Source organism: Streptomyces sp. NPDC047049 (genome assembly GCF_040643995.1).
Lineage (GTDB): Bacteria > Actinomycetota > Actinomycetes > Streptomycetales > Streptomycetaceae > Streptomyces > Streptomyces mooreae.
In genome coordinates this window covers 283496-302419 of sequence record NZ_JBEYVM010000004.1, presented here as the reverse complement: position 1 = coordinate 302419, position 18924 = coordinate 283496, and the positions used below count along the sequence as shown (strand labels likewise).

The window sequence follows — 18924 nt, the reverse complement described above, 5'->3', positions numbered from 1 at the left end:
GGCCCCGGCCTCAGGCCGCCCTCACACCAATCTCGTCGGTGGAGTCCTTGTCGCGTAGGGGGCGTAGTCCGCCGGGCAGATCGGGAAGCTGGAAGGAGTGCCGCCCGAGCACGTTGATGTGGTGGCGCACGAACGGCGACAGCCGGGCGACATCCTGGTCATGGACCTCGAAGCCGTCCTCGCGGAGCTGGGTGAGGGCGGCGTCCATGTAGCGGGTGTTGAACAGCACGAGTGCGTTGAGGACCAGGCCCAGGGCGCCGATCTGGTCCTCCATGCCGTCCTGATAGCGCTGGTAGAGCTGCCCGGCCCGGCCGTGGAAGATCTTCCGAGCCAGCGCGTGGCGGCCTTCCTGGAGGTTGGCCTGAACCTTGATCTGGCGACGGTAGCCGGGCTCGTCGGCCGGACGCAGGATGTGCAGGGTCTTCGCGATCCGCCCGTAGTGCGCGAACGCGTCCCCCAGCGGGGGGCGGCCGTCGCGGGACGGCATCCGGATGACGTCAAGTGCGCGGACGGCTCCGGGGTGGATGGAGCCGATGATCCGCAGGATCTCCTCCCCGTGCCGTTCGACGCGGGCGAGGTCGATCCGGCCGCGGGCCGCGTTCTGGAAGGCGCCGTAGTCGGCCGCGCGATCGATGCGCCACATCTTCTGGTCGGGCAGGTCCGCGAACTGCGGTGCGTAGGCGAACCCGGCCAGGGTGAGCAGGCCGAACACGATGTCGCTGTAGCTCGCGGTGTCGGTGACGATCATCTCCGGGCGGCGGCCGCCCTCGCGGTCGTAGAGGACGTCCAGCACGTACAGCGAGGCGCGGGGGGGCCGGCCACGACCTTGTCGCCGAGCCCGGCGGCTTGGTCGTTGATCATGTTGAGCCAGGTCGCGCCGCCCCGGCGGCCGAAGTATTTCGGGTTCGGCCCTGCGTACACCGACGGCACCGGCACGACGAACCGCATCTCGTCCACCGAGGCGACCTGGCCCCCGCCCCAGCTCTGCGCGAGGCCGATGGACGCCTGGTGGTCGATGAGGGCGGCGTTCGCGGCCCGGTGGGTCACCAGCCGCAGATACGTCTGGTCCACATGGGACAGCCGCCCGTACTTCAGCGCGTCCGCGCCGCCCATCACCGGGGTGTAGCCGACGTTGCAGCCGTGGGCGACCAGCAGCGCAGCGATCGTGACGTTCAGGTCCTTCAAACGAGCCTCGCCGCCGGTGACCGAGGTGAACGCTTGGTCGGCGCGGGTCCAGGAGAACACCTCCAGCAGCACCTCGGACAGCTCCACCCTCAGCAGCATCGCGTTCACCGCGGCCCGCCAGATCCAGCAGGGAGGCCGGTTCTGGCTCCGGTTCCAGGGCGGCGAAGTGCAGACGACCGTCGTCGTCGAAGACGATCTGCGCGTTGCCGGGACCCGGGCGGCGACCTCCCGATAGGTGCCATCCAGCAGCGCGACCCGCGCCGCCAGATGCCCGCCCGCCTCCCCGGGCAGGCTGAGGGAGGCCAGCACGGTCGGCCTCGCCTGCTGCCACGCCTCACCGGCCAGCAGCTTCGCCCGGGGGTCACCCCACTCGGAGGAGTTGCGGGCGAAGACCTGCATGCTGCACAGCAGCCGGTGCAGGTGCTCCAGCACGCAGAACGTGTACGCCTTCCCGCCAGCTCCTCGCGGGCCTCGGCGAAGTCCCGCCAGCCCCCGGCCTCCTGGATCTCCCCGGCCTGCGTAGGGGCCGTGCCATCCCACTCACCGTACAGCTTCAGGCACGAGGCGTCCTCGACGTCCAACTGCTTTCAGCAGCTGATCGCGACATGACACTGCCAGGAGGCTCCTCATGAACAACGAGCCGGCGCCCGCCCACGTCCGGACCGCTGACCGCCGGGCTGCCGACGGCCCTGATCAGTCACGTGAGGAGTCCGATGATGGAAGTCAATCGGCCCGAACGGGCCCCGCAGGCACCGGAATTCGCCGCACCGTCCGCCCGACGCAATACGGAGCGCGCGCCCACTTCCCGCAGTACCCGCGCGCCGTCGGCCGCACCCACCGGCCAGGCTCAGCCAGCCCCTCGGCGTCAGCGGACCGAACGAATCCCGCTACCACCGCAGGAGCCGGTCGGCTGCCTCCCGTGCGGAAACAGGTCCCAGCGCCGGGGGGCTGTGCAGTGCCGTTCTCCCTCGAAGCGTTGATGACAACAGGCGCTCAATGGATCAGCCACGAACTGTGCAACGGCCGTCGGCCCCACCTGAAATGACGTCCGAGGCTCGGACGAATGGAGCCGCGCCGAGATCGGCTCGACGAGCGAACGACACCCTATGAGCGGGTCGTGAGCCGAACATGAGCGAGGTGGCCAATTCTCGTTGTGTGCCGATCGCAGCGGCAATTCGTATGTGCTGCGCAACCGGCAGCACTTCCGTTCCGGCCGGCTCGGAGCAGATGCACACCCCCGACGGGTGCCGCCCTCCCTGGACGGCCTCACCCGGAGTCGCGAACGGAATCGCAGGGACACAATCCGCACTTCAGGTAGAAGGCAAGAGGAAGCAGAATGAACGGACGAGTACGCAACGCTCTCCCGTCCAGCAAGGGTCGCCGGGCGAAGGCGGCCGCGGTGGGAGCGATGGCCCTTGCGGCGTCACTGTGCCTGAGCATCACTCCGGCGCAGGCGGACGGAGGCGGCTTTGGCGGGATGATCACGCAACCGAGCGACGTCCCCAAGCCTTCCGGTGGCGACTGGCTGGACGACCCGCAGAAGCGCGCTGAGTTCCTCTCGACCTGTGGTGACAAGTGCACCGTCACCGGCGGCGAGTTCATCAACGAGGCGACTGAGGGCACACCGGAGCGGGTTTCGGATTTCCACGACACCTGTGCCGCCACCGGCTCCTTCACCTACAAGGAGGAGGAGACCAACGGCAACGGCCTCGTCGTCAGCATGGGCCTGAAGATCCCCGCCGCGAAGGGCGTCGAGGTCCTGCCGAGGATCGACTACTCCCAGATCCACACCCAGACCACGGGCATCACCGACACGGTCACTCAGGACCAGCCCTACACCATCTACTGGCTGGACAAGGTTCCGATGACCCAGACCCTGCGCGGTAATTGGCATTACGAAGGGGATGGCACCAAGGGCCTCCCGGCACGCGATTTCACGGATGTCGAGGCAGACGTGACGTACAACGCCTTCCGGAAGCAGTCCCGCCCGATGACCGAAGAGGAGAAGGTCTCCCGCTGCGGCAACGTCAGCCCCTCCTGAGACTGCCGGACACTCAGCCCACCGCCCGCCTCCCCCTTCCGTGGCGGGCGGTACGGGGTTCCCGGCCCGGTGGATGGCAAGATCTGTCACCGGTGACCAGGAGGCCCCCGGTCTCTGGCCGCCGCCACGCCCACAGCAGCACCAGCGCATCGCAGCTGGCCACCGCCTGAGACCGGCCCCTTCCCCGCGCACGCCGGCTGATCTACCGCTGACACGGCCTCAGGCCCCGTGACAGAGTGCGGTGATCAGATCAGCAGACAGAGGGAGCCCCCGTGGAAGCACGGAAAAAGGGGCCCTTCCCCGTACGGGGAAGGGCCCCTTGTCAGAGCGCCCGGCAGGCCTTGCACCTGCATCTCCCACCGGCTGGTGGACATCTTTCCTTGGACCACAGACGCGCGGATCCGGCCCGAGGGCCGAAGTTGCATCATGATCATACTGCATCCGCGCGCCGGGCGGGCACCGGCGGGACCCGTCGCCTGCTTCCTGTGGTTCGGCGAACGCTCGTATCGGACATGAGTGTCGGCGAAGCATTGGCGGGGCGGGCAGAATGAGTGCCCGGTGAACGAAGACGGCCACTGTTGTGGCGACGGGCATTACAGACGTTTTTAAGGGGGAGTCGTGCGGGTTGATGTGCGAGTGGACGGCGGAGAGCGGGAGCTGCGTTCTCTGTACAACTGGCTTCGGCAGGATTCTGCCGTTCGCCGCGGAGCAGACGTGACGCTGCCCCAATCTCCCTCTGAGCCGGACCAGATGGGGCTGCTGACGGATGTTCTCCAACTCGTCACTGACAACGGCTGGAGTGCCGCCTCCTTCGCTCTCGCTCTGAGCACCTGGCGTCAAACACGGCCTGGGCGCCGGAGCGTCACCGTACAGCGGGGCGAGACCACCGTGATCGTGGAGAACGGGAGCGAGGAGGAACTGAGTCGCCTCATCGAAGCGTTGGAGCGGCCCGATGACAGTGCTGGAGGTCCTGCAGACCAGGAGGGCCGGTAGCGGTGGCGCTGCTGCCCGACGCGACGAACTCCCGCGCAGTCCTCATCGGCACCAGCCGCTACACGCACTTGGCTGCCCTTCCTTCCGTTGCCAACAACCTCACGGCACTGGCCACCGCGCTGCGCGCGCCTTCCTCGTGGGGACTGGCCAAAGAACATTGCACGGTAATCACGAATCCCGGCGACTGGACCGAGGTCCTGCATGCCGTACGGACCGCAGCCGAAGAGGCATCCGACACCTTGCTGGTGTACTTCGCCGGCCACGGGCTTCTCGAAGAGACTCGTGGAGACCTCTTCCTCGGGCTTCCCCACTCGGAGCAGGGCAGGTCCTACACAGGTGTGCCGTACAGCGCGCTACGCGACGTCGTGCTTACCGGCAGGCCAAAGCGGCATGTCGTCATCCTCGACTGCTGCTTCAGCGGGCGGGCATTGGGCACGATGAGTGGCCCCGCAGCGATCGCAGACCAGGCGGAGATCGAGGGCAGCTACCTCCTCGCCGCCTCGCCGGAGACAAGCTTCGCACTCGCGCCGCAAGGCGAAACGTATACGGCCTTCACCGGTGAGCTGCTGCGGCTGCTCCATAACGGTGTGCCGGGCGGCCCGGACCTGTTGGACTTGGACACCGTATACAACACCATGCGTGCCGCCCTGCGTGCCAAAGGGCGGCCTCTGCCGCAAAAACGAGACCGCAACACCGCAGGCCAGCTCGCGTTGAGCCGGAATGCGGCCCAGCCAGGGGTCGACCGCAACCGCGATCACCTCGTCGTCGACACAGTGCGGACTACTCCGCCCGCACCGAACGCGACGCCGGGGAGTGACCGGGGGCGTCCTGCCCAGATGAAGCCCGCTCTGGGGGCCGCGGCCGGACTGATCACTCTCGTGCTGATCGCGGGCGGCATAAGCCTCCTCCTGAACAAGAAGGACGAGCTCCTCAACAAGAAGGATGAAGGCGACTCTTCGATCACCCTCGGCTATGTCGGCCAGGACGACGGTAGAGCCGTTGCGTACCTGTGGCAGGAACTCTTAGCCAAGCGCGGATACCAGTCAAAGATCCAGGCTCAAACATCGAGTGATCTATTTGCTAAGCAGGCCCAGGGGAAAGTCGACGTCCAAGTCAATGCCCGGCTGCCGGTGACCCATAAGCCGCAATGGGATAAATACAAAAGCAAGCTTGAGGACTTCGGCGCCTGGTATAAAAATACCGCACTGCATGTAGCCGTCCCGTCTTACCTGAAGGACATCGAGTCCATCGGTGATGTAGAGGAAAATATAGAAAAATTTGGCTACCACATCTTCGAGATGGATCCCGACGAGGGTGCGGTCTACCGGGACAAGTTGCACAAGGCATACGGTCTGGACAAGGAACGCTCGCTGATCAAGACGGTTGTCGGCACAGAACCGTGGACCCAGCTGGACAGCGAGTACGCGGCGCGGGAGCCGATCGCAGTGCTCCTGCGATCCCCGCACTGGGAGTACGGCACGTACAATCTCACCAAACTGAAGGACCCCAAGGGTGCACTCGGATATTCGCGCGAGGATATTCACATGCTGGGCCGCGAAGGCTTCATCAAGGACAAGCCGCAGGTCGCCAAATGGATGAAGAATTTCCGCCTGAATGAGCAGCAGCTCAACAGTCTGGAGTTCGAGGTCCATATGGCTGCTGAAGAAGATCATGCACAGGGGCAGGACTATGCACAGGAGGGTGTGCGTGCTTGGCTCACGAAAAACCCAGAAATTCTCGGCAAGCTCGCTCCGTCAGTCGCCCCGGAAAACAGCGGTGCGGGCGCGTGATGCATCTGGCCTCATCCGGAAGGGATGGCGCAGGTATTGCGCTCGCCTAACGCCGGAGCTGAGTCATCATTTACGATCATCTACCGGGCCAGGGCTTGCCCGGGACATGGCCCACACCCAGCCCTGCTCTGCCTCTCCCGCCGCCGGGCCGACATCCTGTTCCCCATGCTCAGAGACGGCACCTTCTACGAACCCCAGCCACCCGGAGCGAGGTGAAGGCATGAGGCGGATCTCGGCGGTGCAGCGCATCGGGGGCGTTCTCGTGGACCGCCTTCAACCAAGCCTGGCCTCGACCTCCAGGTAGCGGCGGCCGCCGGGGCCACGGACCTCCACAGTCTCGAAGCCCCAGCTGCGCAGCACCGCCTGGCAGCGCTGGAGCTGCTCGTGTTCCTGGTAGCGAGCGCCACTCCCCCGCGGTCCCACCCAGCGCACCTGGACCTGCCCGGCCTGGTCACCTTCGCTGGTGCGGTATCCGGTCCGTGCCGGCTCGCCGGCCCGGTCGACGGCCGACGGGGGAAGGCCTTCGGCTTCCAGCAGCAGGCTCACCGTGCGCAGCAGCCGCCGCTGCTCCCACTCGGCGGGGCGCGCACCCGGGTCGGATCCGAGGTTGGTGAGGTAGCGGATGTTGCGGATGCCGTCAAGCGCGGATCGCAGCTCAGCTGACCGCGCCCCGGTCTGCCCCGTCTCCGCCTCGTCGGGAGGTTCAGCACCGGTGTGTACTCGCAGGCGGCCCGCTTGGCTGTGCTGGTCCTTCATCGTCACCCCGACCTGGTTGGGCTTTCTCTGTACGACGGTACGGCGCGGTGCGGGCGTTGTGGCCATGCGCTCCAGAGCGCTTCTGTCCAGGGTGCACCGGGGGTCGGCCAGGCCCGCCTCGACGAACTTGACACGGTGCTCGGGCTCGTCGAGAGAGGGAAAGGGCCCCGACGGGCGGTTGGGACGACGCGGCGACATACCGCACCTCTGCTTTCGTACGCAGGGACGGCAGGCTCTCGCCGCATTCCCTGAAGGGACCGGGACGCGGAGTGGGGCCGCCTCCCGCGTGTGCAGAGGTGGGTGCCGCCGCCGTACCGCCTCCCCGTCGCTGCGGGGCACTGGGCCAGTGGGACCGCCTTGGACAGATCACCATCACCCGGCCACCGCTGGCTCCTCATGGGAACCGCTGTACTGGCCACCCCGGACCGGATCGGTCCACTGAGGCCGGCGCGGGGCACCGGCACCGGTGCGCTCCAAGACCCGCTCCGCCGGAGCTTCGAGGCGGACGAGCCCCTATCTCGCTGTTCATCGAAGATTCTTGGAGCGGAGCCAGGTGCGGATGGCTTCGATGTGTTGCGCCTTGCTCTCGAGCGGCAGCCAGTGTCCTGCAGGCACGCACGCCACGGTGAGATCTGCGCAGGCCGCGCGCATCGGGTCGCCTTGGCGGTTTCCCGAGATGTTGCAGATCGCGTCCCACTCGCCGTTGACGAACAGCACCGGCTGCGTCAGGCGCCCGCCGTCGGGTGCTTTGCGCGCGTAAGCGATGTTGGCGTCGTCGTTTGTGTACCACGCAGAGGGAGGACGAAAGCCGTGAGTTGCGAACGCCTGCACCAGGGTGTCGAAGTCCGCCGGTGGCCAGAGAGCCGGATCGGCCGGCGTCGGCGGTGCGCGGTGCGCGGCGCCGAAGCGTCCGCCGTCGCGTGTGACCGTGGCCGTCGGTGAGATGGCGCCGATCGCTGCGGGGCTGCCCGGTTGATAAACCGATGCCAGCGTTGCCGCCGGAGCCGCGTCAAGGTCGGCGACCGCCGCTTCGAAGTGTGTCGTGTAGTAGCGGTAGTAGTCCCACTGTCCGTCCGGATACCGGTCGGCCGGGTAGAGCCGACGGTCGACCAGGGGTACGAGCGTGGCCAGGCTGTTGGCGGTGGGGTAGTAGGCCCACGAGGTCAACATCACGCCGCGGCACCGCTCCGGCTCGTGTGCGGCCACCGCTCCCGCCACGGCGCTGCCCCAGTCGTGGCCGATCCAGACCGCGGTTCTGCCGCCGAGATGGTCGTGGAGCTCCGTCAGGTCCATCACGACCTCCTCGACGGTGTAGGTGTCGGCATCCGCCGGGGCGGAGGATTCGCCGTACCCGCGCAGATCGGGCGCGACGCAATGCCACCCGTCGGCAGCGAACGCGTCCATCTGGGCCCGCCACAACAACCCGATGCCCGGCCACCCGTGGAGGAAGAACATCAGCGGTCCATCGGCTGGTCCGCACTCCAGGTAGTGCGTGGTGTGGCGAGGCGTGCCGAAAATGCGCGAGACCAACGGCGGTGCGATATCGCGGCGAACCTCGTCCTCGCCATCCCGTCGACGCGCGTGGGCGGTCCCGGCAACGAGAGCGAACAGGATCAATGCGATGTCCAGGGCTCCATACACGACGGCTGTTGGTTTGAGCCCGAATCGCTCGACAGCGAGCCCGGCGGCGAGCGCAGGCACACTGAAGGCGAGATAGCTGACGATGTACATCGTCGCGAACACCTGGCCACGTCGGGCGATCGGTGCCGCCTCACCGAGGGCATGGACGGCGAACCGGAACGTCGCCCCGAACCCGAATCCCGCGATCAGCGATCCGACGACGTAGAGCGGCAGTACACCCGTCGGCATGGCTGCGACAGTGACCAGGACGCCAAGGGCGAGGGGCCCGAGGCCGAACCATGCGCGGTGTCGTGGCGGAGCGAAGGCCGACGCGACAGTGCCCGCCGTCCCCGCGACGAAGAAGGCGCCGAGGATGACGCCCGCGGTGAAGTGGCTGTGCACGTCGAGGACGGTGGCGAGGATCGACGATCCGAGCGAGAGGTACAAGCCGCCAAGGGCCCACGTCGCACTGATCGACGGCAGCAGTGCGACGAAGACCGGCCGCGTGGCCCGCGGGAGTTGAGCGCTGGGCAGCAGTGACCGCCAGATCGTTTCCCGGGTTGGCAAGTCGGATCGAGCTTGGTCGGGAACCAGCCAGACGAGTGCCGCGAGCACCAGGGACACGACGGTGAGGATCCAGAAGACGAGTTGGCGGGGCAGTGGCGCGAACTCCACCAAGGCGCCGGCGAGGACAGCGCCGATCGCTATCCCCAAGGAAGGGACCGCGCTGCTGATGGTCGAGCCGAGCCGGGGGTTCGGCGCGGACTCCATGATCAGGGCGGTAGTGGCGCCGGCGGCTGTCCCCACGGCAAGGCCCTGCACAATGCGCGCGGCCATCAGGCCGCCGACGCCTGTGGCGACGGCGAAGAGCAGCATGCCCAGAGCGAGCAGCACCAGGGCACCGCAGGCGACAGGCCGACGGCCCACCCGGTCGGAGACCGATCCGACGGTCAACAGGGCGGCGAGCAAGGCGAAGACGTAAACGGCGAAAACGACCGTCAAGGTGAACGCGGAGAGGTCCCACAGGCGCTGATAGACCGGGTAGAGGGGGGACGGCGCCGAAGCGGCCGTGAGCGTGGCCGCGCCCACGGCCCCGGCCAGGAAGAACGAAACTGAACGGTTGAGCACGCGATCTCCAGCAAAAAGCAATGATCTTTGCTTTAACTCGGTGGCCCATCCTAGTAGAAGCAAAGATCTTTGCGTATGCTGGTGACGTGTCTCACCATGCAGCCGCCAGCCGCCCCGGAGGGCGGAGCAGTCGAGTACTGACCGCGATCTACACCTCGGTCGGTGAACTCGTGGGCGAGGGCGCCGAAAAGATCACGTTTCCCGTGGTCGCCGAGCGGGCCGGAGTCAACCCGACGACGCTCTACCGACGCTGGGACAGCGTCCACGCTCTCCTTGAGGAAGTCGCTGTCGCCGCCCTGACCCGGGACGGTGAGTCAGCGCCCGACACCGGATCCCTCCAGCAGGATCTGACCGAGTGGGCGCAGGTCATCGCCCGCGACATCACACGTCCCCACCGAGCCCGATACCTGCGCGCGATGGTGTCGGCCCGCACCGAGATCGTCGCGAGTTGCCCGGTCACGGAGAAACGGCGCGAGCAGGCATCGGAGGTGGTGAGCCGGGCCCGCGAACGCGGTGAGAAGACACCGAGCGTCCCGCAGATCCTCGACCATGTCATCGCGCCTCTGTACCACCACGTCGTATTCGCCTTGCCCGTCGATCGCGAGTACGCGCGACGTCTGGTCCGCGATGTTCTGGCTATGGCTGAGTGACAGGCTGTCCCGCACATGCTGGACGCGCTGCTGGACCTGCACGGCGGCGTGAGCCGGAGACGGTGATGCCCGACCCACCTCGGTACCGATGTTCCCCGAGGCCGTCTCAGAAGCGGTCCTTTGCCCGAGCAAGATCAAACGTCACGGCCCGGCGGACGCGAAGCGCCGTTCTGGTTCCCGGAACTCGTTCTCACGCAAAGGTAATTCGGGGCACTTCTGAGAATGACAGCATGCCGGGCATGACGGCCCCTCAAGAAGCCTCCCCGAGCGACGCGGAGGACGTCCAGCGCCACCCCTGTCCGCGCTGCCGGGCCGAATGTGGAGACCGTGGACTTCGACAGCGCCGCGTCGGAACCGGGGGCTTCGGCGAGGGTGTTCTCCACGTCCCAGGTGGACAGGCCGCGGACGAACGAGGCGATCACCGGCGACTCCAGCACATTCGCCCGAGTCACCGCGGCGCCGAACAGACGCGAGCGAACGCCTCCGTGGTGCCCCGCACCCTGGGACGGGCCACCGTCACCGGTCCGGACGTCGTCTTGATGGCCACCTCGCGACGCCCGTTGCGGCGCCCGGCCCGCACCACCGGTCCGGCCCCCTCCGTCTCACCGGCCTCACCCTCAGCGGCGGCACCGGCGCACTCGCCGTGACGCACCTGGAGCTTGCCGAAGGGCCCAGGTCCCACTTGATGTCGGCCAGGTCGAGTCTGCATGCCTCGCTCACCCTGTGCCCGACCTGCGACATCAGTTTCGATGCGGTGTAGTTCCGTGCGTGAGGGCGAACTTGCGGCAGGTCGCCAGCCCGCCACCCCAGCCGGTGAACAGCGCCTGGCCACGGGCTCGGCCGGCGGGATCCGCAGGGCGGCGTCCTTGGTTACCCGCGGGCGGTCCGTCCCGTCGAGCGAGCATCGACGACCCGCCCGGTCATCCGAAGGGTCTCAACCTTGTGCCGCAGTTCGAGGAGAAGCTGTGAGATATCCGCCCTCAGCGAACAGTTAAAACTGCCTCTGACCTGGGACTTGTAACTGATCACCAGGATCTGCTGTCATTCTGACGGAACGTACGTCCTGTACATTTTTTACGGAGGAGAGGAGCAGACATGCTGCGACCGACGGCCCGCTATGTCCTTCCGGAGTTCACCGAGCGCACCGCCCAGGGGACGCGCACCATGGACCCGTATTCCAAGCTGCTCGGCGAGCGCATCATCTTTCTGGGCACCCCGATCGACGACACCTCTGCCAACGACGTCATGGCGCAGTTCATCCACCTCGAACACGCCGCGCCCGACCAGGACATCTCGCTCTACATCAACTCCCCCGGCGGCTCCTTCACCGCGATGACCGCCATCTACGACACGATGCATTTCGTGTCGTGCGACGTGGAGACCGTCTGCCTGGGGCAGGCCGCCTCGTCCGCCGCGGTGCTGCTGGCGGCCGGCACTCCGGGCAAGCGGCTGGCGCTGCCCGGCGCCCGGGTCCTGATCCATCAGCCGTCGTTCAGCGAACCCGTCCAGGGACAGGCCAGTGACCTGCAGATCCAGGCGACGGAAATGCTGCGCACCCGCGACGTACTGGAAGAGATGCTGGCGAAGCACACCGGGCAGACCCGCGAGCGGATCGCCACCGATATCGAGCGCGACAAGATCTTCGACGCCCCCGCCGCCCAGGAGTACGGCCTGATCGACCAGATCACCCGTAACCGCAAGCTGTCGGCGCTCCGGCCCGGGGCGCGGTGAGCCCGATGCTGCCGCCCGAACCACCACCGCTGCCCGCCCTGACCCGCGCGGAGGGGGAACTCATCGACAGCTACCTGGAAGTGATCGACCTGCTGGGCCGGATCAATCCGGCCCGCTGCGGGGGCACCTACAGCGGGCTGCGCGCCGCCCAGGCGCTGGTCGGCAAGGCCACCCGGCTGCGGGACGCCCTGACGCTGATGCACCAGCGGGGCGAGACCGAACTGCACCGCGCGACGCTGACCCGGGCACTGCGGGTGCTGGACGGTGAGCGGCGGGCCGGACTGGTGACGATGCCGCCACCCGAGGAAATCTGACCCGGCGCACGCTCCGAGGCTGCGCATACGGCGTAGCCTCCGCCCCCGATCTGAGGAGGCGACGAATTGCGCGGCGCGGACCCAATTCCTGCGGTCTCGGATGTTTCGCCCCTGGTCCGCGGGGTGCAACGCTCCGCGCCGCGGCACCTGAGGGAACAAATCTAACCATTCGGGCCAATTGTGACCCATCTCACATACGGCATTTTCAACTCGGAATTCGGCTGCCAGGTGCGTGACGATCCCTTCGACGACAAGACCCCGCCACAGCGACGGGGCGGTCCGGACGGGCGCCTAATCCCGCCGCCGTGCCGGACGTCCGGTCGACGAGGTGGACCGGCGGGAGCGGAGGACCCGAGCAGGACGGGGTCCCGGCCTACACGGCCGAGGGCTCCTTGGGGTGAAGCCGTACGCACGGCCGGGCATCTTCGCCTGCCCGAACCCGACAGGTCTTCCTTCGCAGGCGGCTGACGAAGGGTTTGCGCATGACCATGCGCATGCATACGCCGAATCTGCTGGCGCGCGCCGGCACCGTCACCGCTCTGACGCTGGTCACGCTCGGCGGGACCACCGTTGCGCCAGGAGCGGCCGGGAACGCCGAAGCCGCATCCGTGTCCGCCCATGCGCTGCGGATCGCGGCTTCCCAGAGCGGAGCCCCCTACCGGTACGGCGCCCAGGGGCCGCACGCCTTCGACTGTTCGGGGCTGATGCTGTACTCGTTCAAACGCGCCGGCCGGTTGCTGCCACGCACCGCCGCCGCACAGTACGGCCGCACCCGGCACATCCCGCCCGGCGCGCGCCGGCGCGGCGATCTGGTCTTCTTCCATTCGCGCAGCGGCATTTACCACGTCGGCATCTACGCGGGCCGGGGCCGGATGTGGCATGCGCCCAAGGCCGGGAGCGTGGTGCGGCTCGAACGGATCTGGAGCCGTTCGGTCTGGTACGGGCGGGTGGGCTGATCCTGCGCATTCATCTCACGATCGGTCAATTGCCGGTGCGTTCGGCAGATTTCCCCCGTGCCCACCGCACCCCGTGAATAGCCCTGGGCGCACCACCTCCCTCAGGACAGCGCCAGCTCGACGAGCAGGATGCCGCCCAGCGCCGTGAGCAGCGCTCCGGTGGTGGCTTCCAGGGCACGGGCCACCGAGGGGCGGCGCAGCCAGACGCCCAGCCGGTCGACCAGCAGGGCGACGGCGGGGAACCAGACCAGCGCCATGGCGACGACCATCGTGGCGAGCAGCAGCGTACGGGGCAGCGCGGGCGCTCCCGCCGGAACGAACTGCGGGAGCAGGCTGAGGAAGAGCACGGGTGCCTTCGGGTTGAGCGCATTGGTCAAGAAGCCCTGGCGCAGACTCCGCGTGGTGCCCAGGAGGGCGGTGTGCGGGCGGCCGTCGGCCGGGGTGCCCGCCGCCGTGCGGGCCGTGCCGTCCGTGGTGGCCGCCGGGCGCCGGACGGCCGCGATCAGGGCGCGGGTGCCGAGGTACAACAGGTAGCCGCCGCCCAGGAGTTGGACCGCGCCGAAGAGCGCGGGCACGGCGACCAGCACCGCCGCGAGCCCGGCCACCGCCAGAGCGGTGTGCACCAGCAGCCCGCCCGCGACTCCGACGGCGGCCGCCACCCCCGCCCGGCGCGAATCGAGCGCATGGCGCACCACGACCGCGAAATCCGCGCCCGGCATGGCGACCATGCCCGCGGCGACTCCGGTGAAGGCGATCAGCTGTCCGTCCATAGGAGCAGCTTCGCCGGTCGGAGGCTTTAATGGGTATTGGCAATGTTCTTGGTGAGCCTGAAGAGATTCTTATGTACGACCCCACCCGGCTGGCCGCCCTGGTAGCGGTGGCGGAGGCCGGTTCGATCACCCGCGCCGCCGCCCGGCTGGGCTACACCGCTCCGGCGCTCTCCCAGCAGCTCGCCAAACTGGAGCGGGAGGCCGGGGCGGCCCTGCTGGTGCGCCACCATCGCGGTGCCCGGCTGACGGCGGCCGGTGAGCTGCTGCTCGTACGGGCCCGGCGGGTCCTCGACGAACTGGACCAGGCGCGGCACGAGCTGTCCCGGCTGGCGGGGCTGTCCGGCGGGCGGCTGCGGGTCGGCACGTTCATGACCGCCGGCACGCATCTGCTGCCGCCCGCGCTCAGCGCGTTCCGGCGGGCCCACCCCGATGTGGAGCTGAGCGTGACGGAGTACGTCCCGCCGCAGGCGAGCGCGGCGGTGGCGCGGGGTGAGGTCGATCTGGCGCTGACGCACGAGTATGTGCCCGGCGAGGCGATGCCGGCGCCGGAGGGCGTCCGTCTGGAGCCGCTGCTGACCGAGGAGCTGGTGCTGGTCACCGCGCCCGGTCATGCGCTGTCGGCGGGCTCCGGACGCCTGCCGCTCGCCGAGCTGGCCGGTCAGCCGCTGGTCAGCATGGCACCGGCCAACCCCAACCGGCGCGGGGTGGAGGCCGCGCTGGCGGCCGCCGGGGCGAGTGTGGCGGTGCGCTGTGAGTCGCCGAGCTATGCGGTGGTGTGTGCGCTGGTGAGCGCCGGGCTCGGGGTGGCGGTGGTCCCGGAGATGGTGGCGGAGGGGTCGATGACACCGCTGGGAGTCCGCCGGGTGGACCCACCGGAACTGCACCGCCGGATCTCGGTGGCCTACCGCCCCGGAGGCACCCCCGCCGCGGACACCCTGCGCGCCCTGCTGCGCGGCGCCTTCCTCCGCCACTCGCCCGGGACGCCGGACACCGCCTGGGGCTGACTCCGCGCGGCGCCGGCTTCAGACCGTCGGCGCGGTGGCCACGATGGTGTCGACCGCCGTGTCGAGCTGTTCTTCCGTCAGGTCCGCGCGGGCGGTGAGCCGGAGCCGGGAGATTCCGTCGGGGACGGACGGCGGGCGGAAGCAGCCGACCGCGAGTCCGGCCGTACGGCAGTCGGCGGCCCAGCGGAGCGCCGTTGCCGGCGACGGGGCGCGGACCGAGATCACAGCCGCGTCGGGACGTACCGCCGTCAGGCCCGCCGCGGTGAGCCGGTCGTACAGCCCCTGGGCGACCGCGACGGCCCGGGTGGCGCGCCGGGGTTCGCGGCGCAGCAGCCGGAGCGCGGCGAGGGCGCCGCCGACCGCCGCCGGGGCGAGACCTGTGTCGAAGATGAACGACCGGGCGGTGTTGACCAGATGCTCGATGACCCGGGCCGGGCCGAGCACCACACCGCCCTGGGAGCCGAGCGACTTGGAGAGCGTCACGGTGGTCACCACGTCGCCGTCGCCGGCGAGACCGGCCGCCCACGGCGCGCCGCGGCCCCCTTCGCCCAGCACCCCCAGTCCGTGTGCGTCGTCGACGAGAAGTCCGGCGCCCCGTGTCCGGCAGGCCTCGGCCAGCGCGGGGAGCGGCGCGGCGTCCCCGTCGACCGAGAACACCGAGTCGGTCACGACGAGTGCCCGGCCGTCGTGGCCGGTCAGCGCGGCGCGTACGGCCAGCGGATCGGCGTGCGGGGCCACTTGGGTACGCGCCCGGGAGAGCCGGCAGCCGTCGATGAGCGAGGCGTGGTTGCCGGCGTCGGAGACGATCAGGGAGCCGGGGGCGGTGAGCGCGGTGACCGCGGCGAGATTTGCGGCATAGCCGGAGGACAGCACCAAAGCGGCCTCGAAGCCGCAGAACGCCGCGAGTTCCGCCTCCAGCCGGGCGTGCAGCTCGGTGCTGCCGGTGACCAGCCGGGAGCCGGTCGCGCCGGCGCCCCAGCGGTGCGCGGCCTCGGCAGCGCCGCGGGTGACCTCGGGGTGCCGGGCGAGGCCGAGGTAGTCGTTGCCGGCCAGATCGAGCAGCGGGGAGTCGGCCGGACGGGGGCGCAGGGTGCGCACCAGCCCGGCGTCACGGCGCTCCGCACTGGCCACATCCAGCCAGTCGAACGCCGCGTCGTACGCCGGGCGGGCCGGCTCGGCACACGGCTCGGCGGGCCTCGCCGGGGGGGTGTCGCTCAGCAGCGGCGGGGCGGAGTCCTGCGGCATCGGCGTCCTTCGTCTGTCGGCCTCGATTGTGGGCTGTCGATAGACGTTAGCGGTCGTTCCGCAGGCCCACGGTGTGGCGATACACACACCTCGATCGCGGCACCTTGTGGGAATCCTCCTTGGCCGGGGGCGGTGGCGTAGGCCAGGATCAAGGCCATGGACCTGCTGAGCACACTGGTGGACAAGGGACTCCGGCGCGAGTTGCCGACCCGCGAAGAGGCGCTGGCTGTATTGGCCACCTCCGATGACGAACTGCTCGATGTCGTGGCCGCGGCCGGAAAGGTGCGCCGCCAGTGGTTCGGGCGGCGGGTCAAACTCAACTATCTCGTCAACCTCAAGTCGGGCCTGTGCCCCGAGGACTGCTCGTACTGTTCGCAGCGGCTGGGGTCGAAGGCGGAGATCCTGAAGTACACCTGGCTCAAGCCGGACGACGCCTCCAAGGCGGCCGCCGCGGGGGTCGCGGGTGGCGCGAAGCGGGTCTGTCTGGTGGCCAGTGGCCGCGGCCCGACGGACAAGGACGTGGACCGCGTCTCGGAGACGATCTCCGCCATCAAGGAGCAGAACGAGGGCGTGGAGGTGTGCGCCTGCCTCGGTCTGCTCTCCGACGGCCAGGCGGGGCGGCTGCGCGCGGCGGGCGCCGATGCGTACAACCACAACCTCAACACCTCGGAAGCCACTTACGGCGACATCTGCACCACCCACGACTTCTCGGACCGGGTGTCCACCGTCCAGCAGGCCCAGGCGGCCGGCATGTCCGCCTGCTCCGGGCTGATCGCCGGTATGGGCGAGAGCGACGCCGATCTCGTCGATGTGGTCTTCGCGCTGCGCGAGCTGGACCCGGACTCCGTTCCGGTGAACTTCCTGATCCCCTTCGAGGGCACCCCGCTCGCCAAGGAGTGGAACCTCACCCCGCAGCGGGCGCTGCGCATTCTGGCGATGGTGCGGTTCGTCTGCCCGGACATCGAGGTACGGCTGGCCGGCGGCCGCGAGGTGCATCTGCGCAGCATGCAGCCGCTCGCCCTGCACCTGGTCAACTCCATCTTCCTGGGCGACTATCTGACCAGCGAGGGGCAGGCCGGCAAGGACGACCTCGCGATGATCGAGGACGCCGGCTTCGAGGTCGAGGGCTCGGACACCACGACGCTGCCCGAGCACCGCAGGCCGTGCGGCGGCCACGCGGACACCGGGGCCGCCACCGAGGACACCGGTGTCCCTGCGGCCGCGCAGGACGCCGGAGCCCCGGCCGCCACCGTCCCGGCGCCGTCCGACGAGGCCCGTCGCGACCTGGTCTCGGTGCGCCGCCGCGGCGCGGGTACCGACCTTCCGCCCAATGCCTGAGCCACTCACCCCCGACGCGCTGCTCGCGCTCGACCGGCAGCATGTGTGGCATCCCTACGGGCCGATGCCCGGCAAGGCCGCACCGCTGCTGGTGGAGTCGGCATCCGGCGTCCGGCTCCGGCTGGCCGAACCGGTCGAGGGCCGGGACGAGTTGGTGGACGGGATGTCCTCCTGGTGGTCGGCGGTGCACGGCTACAACCACCCGGTGCTCAACGACGCCGCGCGGGACCAGCTGGAGCGGATGAGCCATGTGATGTTCGGCGGGCTCACCCATGAGCCCGCCGTGCGGCTGGCCAAGCGGCTGGTCGACCTCACCCCCCAGCCGCTGCAGCATGTCTTTCTCGCCGACTCCGGCTCGGTGTCGGTCGAGGTCGCCGTCAAGATGTGCCTGCAGTACTGGCGCTCGCTCGGCAAGCCCCGCAAACAGCGGCTGCTGACCTGGCGGGGCGGCTATCACGGCGACACCTGGCAGCCGATGTCGGTCTGCGATCCGGACGGCGGGATGCATGAGCTGTGGCAGGGGGTGCTGCCGCGGCAGATCTTCGCGGACACACCGCCGCCCGGCTTCGACGCAGCGCCCGACGAGGCGTATGCGGCACATCTGCGGGAACTGATCGGCCGGCACGCCGAGGAGCTGGCCGCGGTGATCGTGGAACCCGTGGTGCAGGGAGCGGGCGGGATGTCGTTCCACTCCCCCGGGTATCTGCGGGTGCTGCGGGAGGCCTGCGACGCCCACGACGTGCTGCTGGTCTTCGACGAGATCGCCACCGGCTTCGGCCGTACGGGCGCACTCTTCGCCGCCGACCACGCGGGGGTCGCACCCGATGTGATGTGCCTCGGCAAGGCGCTGACCGGCGGTTATCTGACCCTGGCGGCGACGCTGTGCACCACGGCCGTCGCCGACGGCATCTCCCGCGGCGCGCTGCCGGTGCTGGCGCACGGCCCCACCTTCATGGGCAACCCGCTCGCCGCCGCCGTCGCCGACGCCTCGATCTCCGTGCTGCTGTCCCAGGACTGGGAGCAGGAGGTCAAACGGATCGAGGCCGGGCTGCGGGACGGCCTGGCACCGGCCGCGGGCATCGCCGGGGTGCGCGAGGTACGCGTACTCGGCGCGATCGGTGTCGTCCAGCTCGATCACGAGGTGGACATGGCGGCCGCGAGCCGGGCAGCGGTCCGGGAGGGCGTGTGGCTGCGTCCGTTCCGGGATCTGATCTACACCATGCCGCCGTACATCACCGGTGACGAGGATGTGGCGCGCATCTGCGCGGCGGTGTGTGCGGCGGCCCGCGAGGGCTGAACGCACCGCACCGGCTGCGTACGCGTGCCGGTCACAGGCGGGCCGGCCACCAGGAACCATTCGCACCATCCCCGCGCGGGACCGCCGCGCAGAGTCGGAGGCAGAC

The 18924-nt window shown here is 69.2% G+C and carries 14 protein-coding genes, 1 pseudogene and 1 riboswitch; of the genes and pseudogenes, 10 read left to right on the top strand and 5 right to left on the bottom strand.

Translation table 11 applies throughout. The features are described from left to right. Positions 1-10 precede the first annotated feature (10 nt). Positions 11-1635: pseudogene (locus tag ABZ851_RS12805) on the bottom strand (transposase); the annotation flags it as partial. Positions 1636-2521: 886 nt separating this feature from the next. Between ABZ851_RS12805 and ABZ851_RS12800 the strand changes: the two are divergent. From ABZ851_RS12800 to ABZ851_RS12790, 3 genes are all read left to right on the top strand, one after another. Beyond that, complete coding sequence (locus ABZ851_RS12800) at positions 2522-3226, top strand: hypothetical protein (RefSeq protein WP_361125413.1); 705 nt, start codon at positions 2522-2524, stop codon at positions 3224-3226. A 618-nt stretch (positions 3227-3844) separates the two neighbouring features. Further along, entirely contained in the window at positions 3845-4219 is a 375-nt protein-coding gene (locus tag ABZ851_RS12795) for a hypothetical protein (RefSeq protein WP_361125411.1), read from the top strand. 2 nt (positions 4220-4221) lie between these two features. Continuing rightward, entirely contained in the window at positions 4222-6009 is a 1788-nt protein-coding gene (locus ABZ851_RS12790; RefSeq protein ID WP_361125409.1) for a glycine betaine ABC transporter substrate-binding protein, read from the top strand. Positions 6010-6282: 273 nt separating this feature from the next. Here the strand turns inward: ABZ851_RS12790 and ABZ851_RS12785 are convergent, their stop codons facing one another. Together ABZ851_RS12785 and ABZ851_RS12780 are read right to left on the bottom strand one after the other, a co-directional pair. Beyond that, positions 6283-6963, bottom strand: coding sequence for a hypothetical protein (locus tag ABZ851_RS12785; RefSeq protein ID WP_361125407.1), 681 nt, complete (start codon positions 6961-6963; stop codon positions 6283-6285). A 327-nt stretch (positions 6964-7290) separates the two neighbouring features. Beyond that, a complete protein-coding gene (locus tag ABZ851_RS12780) occupies positions 7291-9513 on the bottom strand; it encodes an alpha/beta fold hydrolase (protein WP_361125405.1) in 2223 nt (740 codons plus the stop codon). Positions 9514-9599: 86 nt separating this feature from the next. Between ABZ851_RS12780 and ABZ851_RS12775 the strand changes: the two genes are divergently transcribed. The 4 genes from ABZ851_RS12775 (at position 9600) to ABZ851_RS12760 (ending at position 13164) form a co-directional block, all read left to right on the top strand. Further along, positions 9600-10163: a TetR/AcrR family transcriptional regulator gene (locus tag ABZ851_RS12775; protein ID WP_260634589.1), complete on the top strand. Its 564-nt coding sequence runs from the start codon at positions 9600-9602 to the stop codon at positions 10161-10163. Between the two features lie 1095 nt (positions 10164-11258). Beyond that, the gene (locus ABZ851_RS12770; protein ID WP_361125403.1) at positions 11259-11894 is read left to right on the top strand and encodes an ATP-dependent Clp protease proteolytic subunit; all 636 of its coding nucleotides are present in this window, start codon (positions 11259-11261) and stop codon (positions 11892-11894) included. A 5-nt stretch (positions 11895-11899) separates the two neighbouring features. Beyond that, on the top strand, positions 11900-12208 hold the full coding sequence (locus ABZ851_RS12765; RefSeq protein WP_311625528.1) for a hypothetical protein: 309 nt from the start codon (positions 11900-11902) through the stop codon (positions 12206-12208). Between the two features lie 278 nt (positions 12209-12486). Beyond that, positions 12487-12686: riboswitch (cyclic di-AMP (ydaO/yuaA leader) on the top strand. Between the two features lie 4 nt (positions 12687-12690). Beyond that, positions 12691-13164: a C40 family peptidase gene (locus ABZ851_RS12760; RefSeq protein ID WP_336049654.1), complete on the top strand. Its 474-nt coding sequence runs from the start codon at positions 12691-12693 to the stop codon at positions 13162-13164. A 101-nt stretch (positions 13165-13265) separates the two neighbouring features. Here the strand turns inward: ABZ851_RS12760 and ABZ851_RS12755 are convergent, their stop codons facing one another. Next, positions 13266-13934 carry a LysE family transporter gene (locus ABZ851_RS12755; RefSeq protein WP_361125400.1) on the bottom strand — a complete coding sequence of 223 codons (669 nt, stop codon included), beginning with the start codon at positions 13932-13934 and terminating at the stop codon, positions 13266-13268. Between the two features lie 71 nt (positions 13935-14005). Here ABZ851_RS12755 and ABZ851_RS12750 point away from each other — a divergent pair, with 71 nt between their 5' ends. Beyond that, positions 14006-14938: a LysR family transcriptional regulator gene (locus ABZ851_RS12750; RefSeq protein ID WP_361125398.1), complete on the top strand. Its 933-nt coding sequence runs from the start codon at positions 14006-14008 to the stop codon at positions 14936-14938. Between the two features lie 18 nt (positions 14939-14956). Here the strand turns inward: ABZ851_RS12750 and ABZ851_RS12745 are convergent, their stop codons facing one another. After that, complete coding sequence (locus tag ABZ851_RS12745) at positions 14957-16183, bottom strand: 8-amino-7-oxononanoate synthase (protein ID WP_361125397.1); 1227 nt, start codon at positions 16181-16183, stop codon at positions 14957-14959. Positions 16184-16339: 156 nt separating this feature from the next. On the opposite strand from ABZ851_RS12745, the gene bioB reads away from it, so the two are divergent. Further along, positions 16340-17521, top strand: coding sequence for a biotin synthase BioB (gene bioB / locus ABZ851_RS12740; RefSeq protein WP_361125395.1), 1182 nt, complete (start codon positions 16340-16342; stop codon positions 17519-17521). Next, positions 17514-18818: an adenosylmethionine--8-amino-7-oxononanoate transaminase gene (locus ABZ851_RS12735; RefSeq protein ID WP_361125393.1), complete on the top strand. Its 1305-nt coding sequence runs from the start codon at positions 17514-17516 to the stop codon at positions 18816-18818. The genes bioB and ABZ851_RS12735 overlap by 8 nt, the downstream gene beginning before the upstream one ends. Positions 18819-18924: the final 106 nt, after the last annotated feature.

Bases quoted from the DNA above. Each gene is read 5' to 3' on its own strand.
- ABZ851_RS12800 (WP_361125413.1), top strand. From the start codon at position 2,522: ATGAACGGACGAGTACGCAACGCTCTCCCGTCCAGCAAGGGTCGCCGG.
- ABZ851_RS12785 (WP_361125407.1), bottom strand. From the start codon at position 6,963: ATGTCGCCGCGTCGTCCCAACCGCCCGTCGGGGCCCTTTCCCTCTCTC.
- ABZ851_RS12770 (WP_361125403.1), top strand. From the start codon at position 11,259: ATGCTGCGACCGACGGCCCGCTATGTCCTTCCGGAGTTCACCGAGCGC.
- ABZ851_RS12765 (WP_311625528.1), top strand. From the start codon at position 11,900: ATGCTGCCGCCCGAACCACCACCGCTGCCCGCCCTGACCCGCGCGGAG.
- ABZ851_RS12760 (WP_336049654.1), top strand. From the start codon at position 12,691: ATGACCATGCGCATGCATACGCCGAATCTGCTGGCGCGCGCCGGCACC.
- ABZ851_RS12755 (WP_361125400.1), bottom strand. From the start codon at position 13,934: ATGGACGGACAGCTGATCGCCTTCACCGGAGTCGCCGCGGGCATGGTC.
- ABZ851_RS12750 (WP_361125398.1), top strand. From the start codon at position 14,006: ATGTACGACCCCACCCGGCTGGCCGCCCTGGTAGCGGTGGCGGAGGCC.
- ABZ851_RS12745 (WP_361125397.1), bottom strand. From the start codon at position 16,183: ATGCCGCAGGACTCCGCCCCGCCGCTGCTGAGCGACACCCCCCCGGCG.
- bioB (WP_361125395.1), top strand. From the start codon at position 16,340: ATGGACCTGCTGAGCACACTGGTGGACAAGGGACTCCGGCGCGAGTTG.
- ABZ851_RS12735 (WP_361125393.1), top strand. From the start codon at position 17,514: ATGCCTGAGCCACTCACCCCCGACGCGCTGCTCGCGCTCGACCGGCAG.